Origin of the sequence: Pseudoalteromonas sp. PA2MD11 (assembly GCF_017808125.1) — a bacterium.
GTDB lineage: Bacteria > Pseudomonadota > Gammaproteobacteria > Enterobacterales > Alteromonadaceae > Pseudoalteromonas > Pseudoalteromonas simplex.
Genome location: NZ_JADKNF010000006.1, coordinates 57,893 through 70,932 on the forward strand (window position 1 = coordinate 57,893; position 13,040 = coordinate 70,932).

A 13,040-nucleotide genomic window follows, 5' to 3' on the forward strand; every position below is an offset into this window, starting at 1 on the left:
TTGGTGTTTATTATTAATTTAGCTGATTATTAACTTACTTTTTAATTATTAGAAATCATACTTTTTTTATATTTATCCTAATGAAACCAGTCAAATGGTCTAAACTAAAGGTGATTTATAATAGTAGCAGGAAGAATCAATGCGGCAGTTAGCGTTAGCGAAAAAGTTGTTATGGCTTACAGTTGGAAGCATTTTCATAACCGTTTTTGTTTTATCAAGTGTTTTATGGTGGCAATTATCGAGCAGTAACCAAGATTTAGCTGCGCAATCAGAAAAGCTGATTGTCGCCGAAGTTGAAGAAAAGCTAGCCTCAAATGCCGTAGCGTATGGTGAACAAGTTGCAGGTTTCATAAACGAAGCCTATCGAGTACCTTACTCATTTGCAGCAATCTTAGGGGATCACGATGCAGCAGGCACCTTAACTCGAGATGCGGTGGTTGAGTTAAATCGCTCTTTGCTACAAAAAAATACTATTCTTTCATCTATTTATTCGCAATTTGAAGCAAATGCGTTTGATGGCCGAGATGCTAATTTTATTAGTGGATATGATCACTCAGTTGCTGGTGTAGGTACTTTAGAAATCTACTTTACTCGTAATAGAGATGGCAGCATAGAACAGCAGGCAGTTGACGATGCGGCTGAAAAATATGTGGATACGCTCAATGAATTTGGTCAGCGTGAAGCTGAGTGGTACTTGTGTGTAAAAGACACCAAAGTGCCATGTATTATGGAACCCTACTTATACGAAATCACCCCTGGTTATTCTGAAATGATGACCTCTTTAACTGTGCCCATTCTTCGTGATAACGAATTTATTGGTGTTGCCGGGGTTGATTTAACATTGCCTGTATTTCAAAGCATGACCGAGCAACTCTCAAAAGAATTGTATAACGGCAAAGCTCGCGTCACTTTATTAAGCTCACTCGATTTAGTGGTTGGTAGCAGCCATTACAAAGATAAGCTTGGCAGACCGTTAAAAGAGGCGGTGGCTAAAAGCACTTTAGACAATTACGTAAAAGCGAAAAAGCAAAGTGGTGTATTTAAAGTCGGTGATGAGTATTTAGTTAACTACCCAATTACCATAAAGCTTGCTAAAACACAGTGGAACTTACTGATTGAAGTACCCGCCGAGCTTGCCCTTGAAGGGCCTCAAGCGCTAGCAAATAGCATGAGTGAAAATGCCAACACACTAGGCGGTTTGATTTTGGTGACGGGTATTATTATTGCTGGTGCAGCCTTTGTGATCATGACCTTAGTGATCCGTACAATTGTGGCACCATTACAGCAGATTCAAAAGCGCGTTGATAACCTTGCTAGTGCTGAAGGTGACTTAACTCAGACCTTACATGTTGATACTCACGCTGAGCTAATCGCATTAGCAACTGGCTTTAACGCGTTTCTTGCTAAATTGCGCGATTTAATTGGTGAGCTTAAGAATGTATCAACGCAAACCAAAGAGCAGGCTCACCTAGCGACTAGTGTTGCTGTTGATACTAAGCACAACGTTCAAGCTCAATTCCAAGAAATTGAGAGCGTAGTGACCGCTATGAACGAAATGAGCGCAACAGCCCTTGAAGTTGCAAGAGCCTCAGAGCAGTCAGCGCAACAAGCCGATGAAATAAATGGTTTAGTTGTTAGCAGTGAATCGAGCTTGTCGTCTGCGGTTACCCAAGTTAAAACCATGTCGGACGAAATTAAAGAGGCTAATCAAGCGGTCGAAAAAGTTGCGGCACGCAGTAACGACATTACACAAATTTTAGACGTGATCCGAACGATTGCAGAGCAAACAAACTTACTTGCACTGAATGCGGCAATTGAAGCAGCAAGGGCTGGTGAACAAGGTCGTGGCTTTGCGGTGGTGGCTGATGAAGTAAGGGCCCTTGCTTCAAAAACGCGTTCATCAACCGATGACATCAGTGGTTTAATTGACAGCTTACAGCTAGAAGTAGGTAATGCGTCTAAGGTTATTGAACAAGGTGTTGTGCGTGCACAGACCGCGGTAGATGAAACCTCAGTTGCATTTGATGCATTACACGAAGTTGTAGTTAAAGTAGACGAAATCACGCAACAAATTACCCACATTGCAACGGCTGCAGAAGAGCAAAGCTCGGTCACAGAAGAAATAAACCGCAACCTGACGTTAATTTCAGATGCCGCATCACAACTCGCTGAGCTATCTACCCAAGCCGGTGATGGTAGCCAAACTCTTAATGCACTTGTTGCACAACAAGATGATGAGTTGAATAAGTTAAAAACGAAATAGAGAGGGAGCTATAAGTTCTAGTTGCGAGATAAGAGATGCGAGAAAAACGCGATGTGAAATCGCTGCTACAAGCTCGCATCTTGTATCTATTTATCGTAGGGATGACTTTAGTCATGAATGATTAATCACCACACAAAAGTAAACCTTGGCCGTAGGCGTGAAACGTGTTTCGTGCGCCAAGCAAGCGTGACGCCTACAGGTCGCAGCGGCTTTATGCCGCGACGAAGGGTAAAAATATCGTTATGCGATGAAGTAATCGAATCTGAAATCGATTAAGGGTGGTTATACATCGCTCGTAATTGTTAGATATTTATTTTTACCAAAAGTAACGTAATAAATGGGTAAAAATAGACCCGATAGTAAGTTACTGCTCATAGTGTTCGAAACAGTTACTTTATTTGATTGAATATCTTTGACAGAAAGTTTAGGGCTAGAGCACCAATCAATGGAGAACCAGATAAATCTAGCGTCGTCAGGTATTGTGTAGTTGGTTAAAGAGTTGGGTTTGATTTTTCCGATCTTTTTAGAATCGGCCCATAAAGTGTAATCTCTAATTTTATCATGATATTGTTTTGGTCTGGTTACTTCAATTTCCATTTGAACCTCACTAGGATAGTAATTCCATTAAACTTAACGGGCTTATAGCTCGTTTTCTTCCATATTCAGTGTATTATTATCAGAGCCGTTAATTAATTACTAGTCGTATAGTGCAAAGAAACTTAAGCTCATGCTCGCACCTCGCACCTCGCACCTCGCACCTCGTTTCTATCTCTCGTAGGAATGACTTTAGTCATGAATAATTAACCACCACTCAAAAGTTAAACCCTTGGACGTAGGCGTGAAACGTGTTTCGCGCGCCAAGCAAGCGTGACGCTAGTCTTCTGTGACTTAACAACTTGATTGTCTGCTATTCATACAATTTATTAGACTAATAGTTAATGTGCTTGAAAAATAACCTTTAGCTTACTCTTTCAAAGCATTTTTTATAAATAAAGCTATTTATATCAATGTATTAAATTTATTTTCGGATGCTCTCAGTTTATTAAAAACACCTATTTTATAAATTCATACCCTACCTTTTGCCTAATCGTGTTTTACGTCAGGCTGCTTTACCCTAACTGCATAATAAAAACTCACACAATTTTTAAAGATAGGTAGTAGGAGAACTTATGAATAAGAAGCAACAAAGCTATCAAGATCTTCATAAACCCAGCAGTGAATTTTCGAGTCGTGACGAATACCTTGAACACGAATTACAAATTATGCAGCCTGAGCGTTGGCGTCCAAATTTACCATTTCGTGACTATCGGTTTGAATTAGAAGACTCTATCCCTGCCATGGCAGGGACCATAGGCAAGGTGGTCATGGTGGGTGCAATTGCTGCAACATTTGCAGCGCCACTGGGCTTAGGCGAAGGTTTTATTTTAGAAAACGTGCGTTATGAGCTGTTAATTGTATCGATCTTCATTTTATTATTTTCGGGCTTCTTTTTACCAACAGCAAACTTAGCGGGTACGCATGGGCCGCTTATTCCTTTGATCCCGATAGTGGTGGCAGCGGGTGGTCACCCAATGGCTTTTGGTTTGCTGATAGGGGCGTTTGGCCTATTACTGGCGCTTAGTAAAGGCGGGAGTTTACTGGCGGGGTTAACCAGCCGAGGCGTGTGTGGCGGTTTACTGCTTTACCTTGGCTTTATTGGTACGATTTCACAGGTTAAAAAGCTGTATGCATGGGCTGAAGGCATTGATATGACCCATATCGCTTTCATTGTGATTTTGTCGACTATCGTGTTGTACGCCTTACTTGAGCATTACAAAAAACGTTGGTTAGCCGTGCCATTAAGTTGCTTGCTTGGCGGTTTAATTGCATTTTTACTGGGGGCGCCGTTTGAGTTTAAAACAGCACCGGGTTTACCAAATATGAACCCAATGTATTGGTGGGGTGAAAATACCGGTTGGATGCTGGGATTACCAACCCTAGAGAGCTTTGTAGTGGTCTTGCCATTCGCGGTGCTTGCGGTTGCCATGTGGTCACCTGACTTTTTAGGACATCAAGTATTCCAAAAAATTAGTTACCCAGAACGCACTGAAAAAGTACAAATGAACATTGACGATACCATGTTTAGTGCTTCAATCCGCCAGACATTTGGTTCATTGTTAGGCGGCTCTAACTTTACCTCGTCATGGGGAACCTACATCGTGCCAGCAGCCATCGCTAAACGCCCAATTCCTGCGGGGGCGGTATTAACGGCATTATTTTGTATCATTGCCAGTATTTGGGGCTACCCAATGGATTTAGCTATTTGGCAACCCGTGTTATGCGTCGCGCTAATAGTTGGTGTGTTTATCCCACTTCTTGAAGCTGGCATGGAAATGACCCGTGAAGGTAAAACTACGCAATCGGCTGCTATTGTGGTGTTTTCCTCGACCTTAGTGAACCCTGCATTTGGTTGGTCATTAACTATGTTGCTCGACAATTTGGGCTTAATTGGTTGTAAAGAGCGAAGCTCTGAGCTGTCTCCAATGAGCCGCTGGATTATTCCATTAGTGATGTTTGTTATCTTAACAAGCGTGATGGCGATGGTAGGTATGCTGCCAGGTATTCCTGCATTAATGGCTGACTTTAGGCATTAATATATAAGGGTAAGGTGATAAGCGCCTTACCCTTTAATAATTTTTTATAAGTGTGAACATCATACCAATAAGCTGCTCAGTCATCGGTTTCGACATTGGCCTGTGTAAATAACTTCTTAAGCCAGTAAATTGTATCTGAAATAAACGAGCATATTCTAGCGGACTATGAGTGTTGGGTAGTTCACCACGCTGTTGTGCAATATCAAATAGAGTCGATAAGTCGTGTTCAAACTGCTGCAAAAGGTCATCGGTTAACCTTTTAAGTTTAGGCTGAGTGTGATCGAATTCTGTACTTGCTTTGATTAACATACATACTTCACATCCATCTTCAGCACTTTCAAGTACCGTAACAACAAATGCATGTAAGCCATCAAGCACTGTTTCGCTATTCTCAATATGGCTCGCTAGCAACAGCTGAAGTTGCGTAGCATAGACTTTTAAAGACTCTGAATATAAACCTTCTTTTGAACCAAACGCTGAATAAATACTGCCTGGGCGCATATCAACGACCGTTTGGAGATCACGGGTAGATGTTGTAGAAAAACCCTTTTTCCAAAATAGCATTTGTGCCTTCGTGATTACTTCATCGCGATTGAATTTAACTTTATTGACCATGACGAACACCAAAATTGAGCAGTTGTTCAATTTTAACTTGAACAACTGCTCAAAAACAACTAGGCTAATCATAAATCTTAGTCAGACACGATAGGAGATAACATGAAAAACTTTGAACTCTACACAAAAGAAACCGCGCCAGAGGGCTCAAAAGCACTTATCGATAACTCAGTATCAGCCTTCGGTATGTTGCCAAATTTACATGCCGTGATGGCAGAGGCACCTACACTACTTGAAGGTTACCAAGTGCTTCATGAGTTATTTCAAAAAACATCGTTTAATGCTCAAGAGCTGACAGTTGTTTGGCAAACAATTAATGTTGAACATAATTGTCATTATTGTGTACCTGCACATAGTGCAATCGCTGCGAGTATGAAGGTTGATCAAGAGATTGTTGATGCGTTAGTTAATAAAACTCCACTTGCTGATCCCAAGTTAGAAACTTTAAGAAATACAACCTTAGCAATGACGCGCAACCGAGGTGTAATTGACGAAAGTGAGTTAGAAGAGTTTTACAGTGCGGGTTATGGAAATCAGCAATTATTAGAAATTGTTCTAGGTTTAGCACAAAAAGTGATGAGTAATTATACGAACCATTTAGCTGATACGCCTGTTGATCAGCCGTTTAAAAAATTTATTAAGTAATAAATAAAGCACGGCTATATACCCAAACCACCTCAAGGTGCGAGTTTCTGCATCTTGAGGTGGTTTGGGTATAGCTTACTTAAACTTAACCGTTTTTTCGCTGCGGGTGTAAGTTCGGGTATCGGGTTTTGTCCATTGACCTTTTTTAAGGTAAGAGGTCGACACTACAAAGCTGTTATCTTTAAACTCGCTTGTCGATTTGACTTTAGTGATCCCATCTTTATTACCCGTTACATTTTCATAAGCAACAAACTGAGTAGGGCTAAGTACATTCATAGTGCCTTGGGTGTAAAACCCAGCTGTAGTGAAGTAATAAAACACCAAAGACTGCTTTTTATTGTCCCAAAAAATCATCGACTCACCACCATATTCACCTTCATTGATAGAGTGAATGGTTTTAATAGCCGTGCCATTGAGCGCGCGTTGCCAGGTACTCACATCTTGCACCGCAGGTTTACCTGCTGCGACATTAAAGTCTGACTGCCACGTGCCTAAGTAAGGTTCAAACACTTTTAGCTTGTCATCAAGTTGTTGCTCTGCTGCCATAACAGAAAGCGAACACAGGCAGATTGATAGTAAAAGCGATTTTAGGTATGCCATAATAGCGCCCCGATAAAATTAATTTGTTTTGCACAGTATAGGTGATACTTCGTTGATTAAGAAAACATTAATTACATTTTCATTGTTGTTTTTAGCGCTGCTATGGCTGACATCATGGCAACTTAATATTACCTACTTTATTGCAGGCACTTACAGTGTAGCGAGCTTAATAAGCTTTTTGGTGTATGGCTGGGATAAACGTTTAGCAATGCAACATGGCGAGCATGTTATAAGAGTACCTGAGCGTACACTGCATATATTAGGGTTAATCGGCGGTTGGCCAGGTTCATTCATTGCACAGCAATGGTTGAGACACAAATCTAAAAAACGCAGTTTTATTGCTGTACTCTGGTTAACAGTTATTGTTAATTGTAGTGCGATATGGTCGCTGTATTATTTTAAGTTAATTTAAAAGAAGCTCAAAAAAGGAAAGCAACAGCTTTCCTTTTTTGTTAAAACCACTTATTGAGCAGCTTGAATTGATTCAATGCTATCAAGTTCAATTGTTAGAATTGTTTTCTTATCAACAACAACCCATTTGCGGTAAGTTAAGTAACCTGGCTTGGTTACTTCAATGTCGTACTTACCTTCATCAAGTTCAATACCATCTTCATAAACAGGTTTAATATTCATAATACGAACGCGCGCATCATCAGGTGTTGTGACTACCGTTAATGAAATTACAGGTACTTCTTCTACCACTTCAGCTACAGGCTCTACAATTGGCTCTGGCTCCGGTGAAACTTCTGTAGTTGATGAGCAGCCCGCTAGTATTACTAACGCACAAGCCAGACTTAATTTTTTCATAATTACTCCATTTAATTACACTATTTAGTAAACGTGAAAGAAGAAGAGTGGTGTTTTCAAAAGTAAAACTTTGCAAAATTGCTCTTCTCTGACGCTTGATTATTTAAGTTACTGAGTTAGAGGGTATTTTCTAGACTCTTCCGTATTTCTTCACTGCGTTCAACTAGCTTCTCTGCCGTTCGGTACATTTTTACTTTCATTAAGCTGCTTGCCATAGAAATATACGTTGTCGCTATCTGATCTTTGATCATTAAAATAGGCTCAAATGACTCAGGGAAAATTTCTGCTTCTTTGCTAAATGACTCATCAAATTCGATAAGCTGCTTATAGTCTGAAACATTAGCTAGTTGAGAGCTAAACTTTGCTAACTTTTCTTGATAAAAAATCTTTGCGTCATCGTCAGGGTAACTGACTGTGATCCCCTCACTGATTTTTTTCTTATATTCAGCTAAAGCGATCATGGCTGACTCTTTTTTCCTCAACGCAGTAACGAGTGGCTCAAGTTCTGAAGTATTTGAAAAAACTAATTCACCTACATCAAGTAGCCTTTTCTGTGTAACGAAATCCTCGTTTTCAATCGAGCTTAAAACAGCTAGTTTGAAATTATCTATGTGTTCTTGGTTGGGTGCGTATACAAAACTAGAATCAATAATGTTTATTTGAGATACAAGGCTATCTATATTATTGTCACCGCTCTCGGTATACCTCGATTGCGATAAAAGTACATCCAGACGATAGCTAAGATCAGAAAGGATCGACTGCCTTTCAGTAAGTAAACTTTCGAGTTTATTACTTAGTGTTTCAGAATCAGGGTAGACCTTTTTCGCTTCGTCATAGATATGAATAGCTTCATCATACGCTCTTGTATTTATGGAAGTTCGTGGTAAATCTTCAACCTGCTGAGAATATTTTTCTACGATTTTATTTTGATGGACAGCTAAAAGCCCTTCTTTTAAAACTTTATATTGTGGAGGTATTTCATTTAGGCGTTGTGGTAAGCCATCACTAGACCAACCCATCCATGTTTCAAGTTGTTCAACTTTTGCGAGCGAGTTCTGATAGTTTGCTTCAATCAATTGCTGTGTATCACTTTGAGAGAAGTAAAGGTAACCAGCACCGCCAAGAAGTAAAGCGTAGCAAGCTGCATGGATAAATAGAGTGGTTCTATTATTGTTTAGTTCGGACCTAATTTCGGACAATGATTTAGGACGATTTGCAGCATCAAGTGAAATGCATTTTTTGAGTTTGAGCCAAACACTGATAGAGCAATTGCTTGGTTTCTTGACACTTGTATCTTTTGCTACTTGATTTGCAGCGACTCTATTGTACGGATGCTTGCTTGTTAATAACTCAAATACGAGGCAGCCAAATGCAAATACATCGTCTTTGGCGGAAGGTTTGCCTCCATTTAATTGCTCAGGACTCGCATAAGTAGGAGTATATCCATTGCTATTAGGTTGTTCATCGTTAGCTGGAGCTGCATATTTATCTTCATGTAGATTTGTCTTTGCAATTCCAAAATCCAAGATTTTTAAGTTTCCTTGTGAGTCAAGAATTATGTTTGAAGGCTTTAAATCACTATGAACTATTCCCTTAGAGTGGGCATAAGTAAGGGCATCGATTAGCTGATTTATGATAGGCTTAGCTCTTTTTTGAGATAAACCACTGGGTTTATTTCTTTTAATTAATTGCTCAAGAGTTTCACCTTCAATCCATTCCATTACTACAAAATGGTACATGTCACTTGATGCAGCAGAAAAAACTCTCACAATGTTAGGATGAGAGAGAGCGCGAGTTTTAATAGTCTCATCTTTCAACAACAATAACGCATCTTCAGAGTCAGCTAGCTCTGGATGTAATACTTTTATTGCTACAATATCATCTTGATTAGAATGAGTATTTAGATAGGTGTCTCGCGCTCGGTAAATATAACCCATCCCACCTTCGCCAATTAATTCTTCAATTAAATAGCGTTTTGCGAGTGTTTTACCAATTAGATGAAGCTTGCTTTCTTTTTGTATTGCATTTTTATTTTTTATTGAGGCAATACGTGTTTTATCGTTTTCAGAAGTCATTATAATTCCTTTTTATAAAATCAATCTCCTTTTGACTGGTGCATATTTTACAAAAAATACACCAATAAGCAATCATTCAGTTTATATTAATGAAATAGTGCTTAAGGTTTGGTTTTTAAGTGGGTACTACTTTATGTTCTTTTATTTTGTTTTTTAAAATTATTTTAAATTTCAAATTTGGGTATTTTTGCGCGTTGACTTTATTCCGTGAAGTATTTTATCCTATTAGAATGTTTGTATTTATGGGACTAACAATCAAATGGAAGTGATTCTAAATGTTACCAGTTATCACAGGCTGTCTCCTGAGATAGATGCGAAAAAAGTAGTAAAAAATGAATTAACTTTTGGTCGTTCAGAACAGTGTGATTGGTATTTACCTGATCCTGAAAAAGTAATATCTGGCCGTCATGGCAAAATCGTAAAAGAAACTGATGGCTTTTATGTATATGACTACTCAACCAATGGACTATTTGTAAACTTTTCTGTATCTCCTTTAGGTAAAGAAAATAAGCACCGCCTTAGTGATGGTGATGTTTTCACTATTGGTGACTATCAAATTGAATCTACAATCCAGCAAGCTAATCAACCACAAGGTTTTGAGCCGCAAATCAACTCATTTAACCCATTACAGCCTGAATTAAAGAGCTCAACTGAAGATTTTAGTGGCTCTGCTGAGCGACAAGTAGCTCATGACAGTTCAAATGTGCTGGAAGAGGCAATAGTAGCGCCTACTTTTACGGAAGCACCGAGTGATAATATCGACATATTTTCACAACAAAGCCTGAGTCAACCCATTCCAGAGGATTGGGATGAACTCGCACAACTTTCAGCTACGGCAGAAGAAAAAGAAAATAGCGTGCCTGTATTACCGGCAGAAGAGCCTGTAATTAGCACTCCAGCAGTTAACGATAGTAAGCCGTTTAATAATGGCAATAGTGCAATTGCTGCAAATAACGCCTCTGTTAGCGCACCTGTAAAAGATAATCAAATTCCTAACTCATCGAAGTTAATCTCTTCATTTTTAAATGGCTTAAGTGTCAATGAAAAGCTATCAGCGGAGCTGCAAAATGAAGACACATGGCAGCGTATGGGGGAGTGCTTTAAGCTTTTCCTTGAAGGCTCGATGGATTTGATTCGCCAGCGAACAAATATTAAGAATCAACTTAAATTGAATCACACAACGTTTAAAGTTGAACAGAATAATCCACTTAAGTTTTCAGCAACCATTGATGATGTAATGCAGAATCTTTTTGTTCGCAATAGTGCAAGTTTTTTGCCAGCGAATGAAGCAGTTAAAGAAAGCTTTGTTGATACAAAACTTCACGAGCAAGGGTTATTAGCAGGTGCAACAGGGGCACTTAATGGTCTTTTAGAACAATTATCACCCGATGGCATAAAAGCACAAAGCAATAATGGTGGGTTGCTTAGTTCATTGCCTGCTTATGGTGGTGCTTCTAGCTGGCGTATATATAACGAATTGTATGCTGATATTACAGATGATGTTAAAGCTAAAGGCGTTTTAGCATTTTCTGATGATTTTCTGAAGGCGTACAATGGTGGAAATTAGCTGTATTACAATGAAGGAATAATGCAATGTTGAAGTTCAAGCTTACCTTTGTAGGTGCTTTATGGGTATTTTTAACAGCCTGTACAACAGTAAATAAGTTTGTGCCCCCATCTACTGATTTAAATATTTCAGTGGCCTCAGATGTAAATCCAGATATCTCTGATCGTCCTTCACCTGTTGTTTACAAAGTGTTTGAACTGAGCTCTCGCACCATTTTCGATACGCAAGATTTTTTTAGTTTGTATGAAAATCCTGAAGCAGTACTTGGGCCTGATCTTCTAAAAAAAGATGAGCTAGAGCTACAGCCTGGTTCAACAATTGAATATAAAATGAATTTAAATAGAAACACTCGCTTTGTTGGTGTTGTAGTCGCTTATAGAGATATTGAAAAAGCCCGTTGGCGCGCGGTAATAGAGGTTGATCCAACAGGCTATGATGACATTGACGTAAATGTTGAGTCGTTAGCTGTATATATGAAAGATTAAAGGAATAAACATGAGTGATTACACGCGGGTCGCATGGACAGAAGGAATGTTCTTAAGACCTCAGCACTTTCAACAGGCAGATAAGCATGTTTCTAGTGTAATTAGAAGAGTTATAGAGGGCACTGTTCCTGATTCATGGGGAGTAATAGAGCTTGAGATTAATAGTGAGCTACTTGTAACAGGCCAATTTGCCATTGATAAGTTGTCTGCTATTTCAGCAGACTTATGCCCAATTCAGATGCCCGGCGATGAATACCTTCCTGAGCCTTTGATTGTAGCTAAAAGTGCCTATGATGAAATAGTATGCCTTGCAATACCGGCTCTGAAAGGAAGTGGCATTAATCTATCTTCTAAAGACGACGAATTGGTGACACGTTACCGAGTTGCAGATTTATCAGTAAGTGATGACAGTTTAGGCTCTCAAGCTCAAGAAATGATTCAAGTTGCTAAGCTTCATAGTAGACTGATGTTAATGTCTGATGATACATCAGGTTATGTCTTGCTGCCGCTTGCAAGAATTACAGAAGTGACTAGTGAAGGGGCAATTAAACTTGACTCTAAGTATGTTCCGCCAAGCCTCTATGTTAGCAGTAATAAGCCTTTAACAGCGCTTGTCAGAGAAGTATCAGGCTTAATTAAGCAACGTGCTGAAAGTATTGCAGTGAGGCTGTGCCAAGGGTATGCAGGTAGTACATCAGTGGCCGATTTTCTGATGCTACAAACTCTTAATAAATATGATGCAGTTTTTCAAAGCTTATTAACGCATTCACGTGTTCATCCGCGAGAGCTTTACACGCGACTAATTGAGCTTGCAGGAGAACTTGCAACTTTTAGTGCTGTTAACAAGCGGGTACCGCAACTTCCTAAATATGACCATACAAATTTACAGTTTGTTTTTGCAGAAGTTGTGAACTTCCTCTATCAATCATTAAGTCAGGTGATTGAACAAACAGCCACTGAAGTTAAATTAGAACAAAGCAAATTTGGTATCTCATTTGGTGCATTAAGAGATAAGTCGATACTTGACTCTGCTCAATTTGTACTCGCAGTTAAAGCGAGTATTCCGCATGAAGAGTTAAGAAAACTATTACCTTCGCAAATTAAGATTGGTAGCGTTGAGTCGATCCGAGATTTAGTAAATAACCAATTGCCAGGGATCTCAATTAATGGCTTACCTACGGCTCCACGTCAAGTGCCTTACCATGCTGGGTATCATTATTTTGAGCTCAATAAAAACAGTGAACATTGGAGCAAACTCAAATCAAGCGGTGGTATCGCTATTCATTTGTCGGGCAACTACCCTGATTTAAACTTAATTCTTTGGGCAATTAGAAGCTAAAAAGGAAGCGT

General features: G+C 39.3%; 11 protein-coding genes. 7 read left to right on the forward strand and 4 right to left on the reverse strand.

What is annotated here, in order from left to right:
• Window positions 1-139: 139 nt before the first annotated feature.
• Window positions 140-2,263, forward strand: coding sequence for a methyl-accepting chemotaxis protein (locus tag ISP07_RS09015; protein WP_054553606.1), 2,124 nt, complete (start codon window positions 140-142; stop codon window positions 2,261-2,263).
• A gap of 1,169 nt (window positions 2,264-3,432) precedes the next feature.
• On the forward strand, window positions 3,433-4,896 hold the full coding sequence (locus tag ISP07_RS09020) for a DUF3360 family protein (protein ID WP_209327428.1): 1,464 nt from the start codon (window positions 3,433-3,435) through the stop codon (window positions 4,894-4,896).
• 33 nt (window positions 4,897-4,929) lie between these two features.
• Here ISP07_RS09020 and ISP07_RS09025 read toward each other — a convergent pair whose 3' ends face one another.
• Window positions 4,930-5,511 carry a TetR/AcrR family transcriptional regulator gene (locus ISP07_RS09025; RefSeq protein WP_209327429.1) on the reverse strand — a complete coding sequence of 194 codons (582 nt, stop codon included), beginning with the start codon at window positions 5,509-5,511 and terminating at the stop codon, window positions 4,930-4,932.
• A 102-nt stretch (window positions 5,512-5,613) separates the two neighbouring features.
• Here ISP07_RS09025 and ISP07_RS09030 point away from each other — a divergent pair, with 102 nt between their 5' ends.
• Window positions 5,614-6,156, forward strand: a complete 543-nt coding sequence (locus ISP07_RS09030; protein WP_054553610.1) for a carboxymuconolactone decarboxylase family protein — start codon at window positions 5,614-5,616, stop codon at window positions 6,154-6,156.
• Between the two features lie 75 nt (window positions 6,157-6,231).
• Here the strand turns inward: ISP07_RS09030 and ISP07_RS09035 are convergent, their stop codons facing one another.
• Window positions 6,232-6,756, reverse strand: a complete 525-nt coding sequence (locus tag ISP07_RS09035) for a hypothetical protein (protein WP_054553611.1) — start codon at window positions 6,754-6,756, stop codon at window positions 6,232-6,234.
• Window positions 6,757-6,808: 52 nt separating this feature from the next.
• Here ISP07_RS09035 and ISP07_RS09040 point away from each other — a divergent pair, with 52 nt between their 5' ends.
• Window positions 6,809-7,168: a DUF1294 domain-containing protein gene (locus tag ISP07_RS09040; protein ID WP_199530045.1), complete on the forward strand. Its 360-nt coding sequence runs from the start codon at window positions 6,809-6,811 to the stop codon at window positions 7,166-7,168.
• Between the two features lie 50 nt (window positions 7,169-7,218).
• On the opposite strand, the gene ISP07_RS09045 is transcribed toward ISP07_RS09040, so the two are convergent.
• Window positions 7,219-7,563 carry a PEGA domain-containing protein gene (locus tag ISP07_RS09045; RefSeq protein WP_138618862.1) on the reverse strand — a complete coding sequence of 115 codons (345 nt, stop codon included), beginning with the start codon at window positions 7,561-7,563 and terminating at the stop codon, window positions 7,219-7,221.
• Between the two features lie 116 nt (window positions 7,564-7,679).
• Window positions 7,680-9,638, reverse strand: coding sequence for a serine/threonine-protein kinase (locus ISP07_RS09050; protein WP_209327430.1), 1,959 nt, complete (start codon window positions 9,636-9,638; stop codon window positions 7,680-7,682).
• Between the two features lie 259 nt (window positions 9,639-9,897).
• Between ISP07_RS09050 and tagH the strand changes: the two genes are divergently transcribed.
• Genes tagH through tssK form a run of 3 tightly spaced genes read left to right on the forward strand, consistent with a single transcriptional unit; the run spans window position 9,898 to window position 13,029 of the window.
• Entirely contained in the window at window positions 9,898-11,205 is a 1,308-nt protein-coding gene (tagH, locus tag ISP07_RS09055; RefSeq protein ID WP_209327431.1) for a type VI secretion system-associated FHA domain protein TagH, read from the forward strand.
• 26 nt (window positions 11,206-11,231) lie between these two features.
• Window positions 11,232-11,690 (forward strand): type VI secretion system lipoprotein TssJ, encoded by a 459-nt coding sequence (gene tssJ / locus ISP07_RS09060; RefSeq protein WP_138618868.1) that lies wholly within the window; start codon window positions 11,232-11,234, stop codon window positions 11,688-11,690.
• A 10-nt stretch (window positions 11,691-11,700) separates the two neighbouring features.
• Window positions 11,701-13,029, forward strand: coding sequence for a type VI secretion system baseplate subunit TssK (gene tssK, locus ISP07_RS09065; RefSeq protein ID WP_194441281.1), 1,329 nt, complete (start codon window positions 11,701-11,703; stop codon window positions 13,027-13,029).
• Window positions 13,030-13,040: the final 11 nt, after the last annotated feature.

Excerpts from the sequence above, each read along its gene's own strand:
- tagH (WP_209327431.1), top strand. The coding sequence starts at position 9,898 with ATGGAAGTGATTCTAAATGTTACCAGTTATCACAGGCTGTCTCCTGAG.
- ISP07_RS09020 (WP_209327428.1), top strand. The coding sequence starts at position 3,433 with ATGAATAAGAAGCAACAAAGCTATCAAGATCTTCATAAACCCAGCAGT.
- tssK (WP_194441281.1), top strand. The coding sequence starts at position 11,701 with ATGAGTGATTACACGCGGGTCGCATGGACAGAAGGAATGTTCTTAAGA.
- ISP07_RS09050 (WP_209327430.1), bottom strand. The coding sequence starts at position 9,638 with ATGACTTCTGAAAACGATAAAACACGTATTGCCTCAATAAAAAATAAA.
- ISP07_RS09015 (WP_054553606.1), top strand. The coding sequence starts at position 140 with ATGCGGCAGTTAGCGTTAGCGAAAAAGTTGTTATGGCTTACAGTTGGA.
- ISP07_RS09025 (WP_209327429.1), bottom strand. The coding sequence starts at position 5,511 with ATGGTCAATAAAGTTAAATTCAATCGCGATGAAGTAATCACGAAGGCA.
- tssJ (WP_138618868.1), top strand. The coding sequence starts at position 11,232 with ATGTTGAAGTTCAAGCTTACCTTTGTAGGTGCTTTATGGGTATTTTTA.
- ISP07_RS09035 (WP_054553611.1), bottom strand. The coding sequence starts at position 6,756 with ATGGCATACCTAAAATCGCTTTTACTATCAATCTGCCTGTGTTCGCTT.
- ISP07_RS09045 (WP_138618862.1), bottom strand. The coding sequence starts at position 7,563 with ATGAAAAAATTAAGTCTGGCTTGTGCGTTAGTAATACTAGCGGGCTGC.
- ISP07_RS09030 (WP_054553610.1), top strand. The coding sequence starts at position 5,614 with ATGAAAAACTTTGAACTCTACACAAAAGAAACCGCGCCAGAGGGCTCA.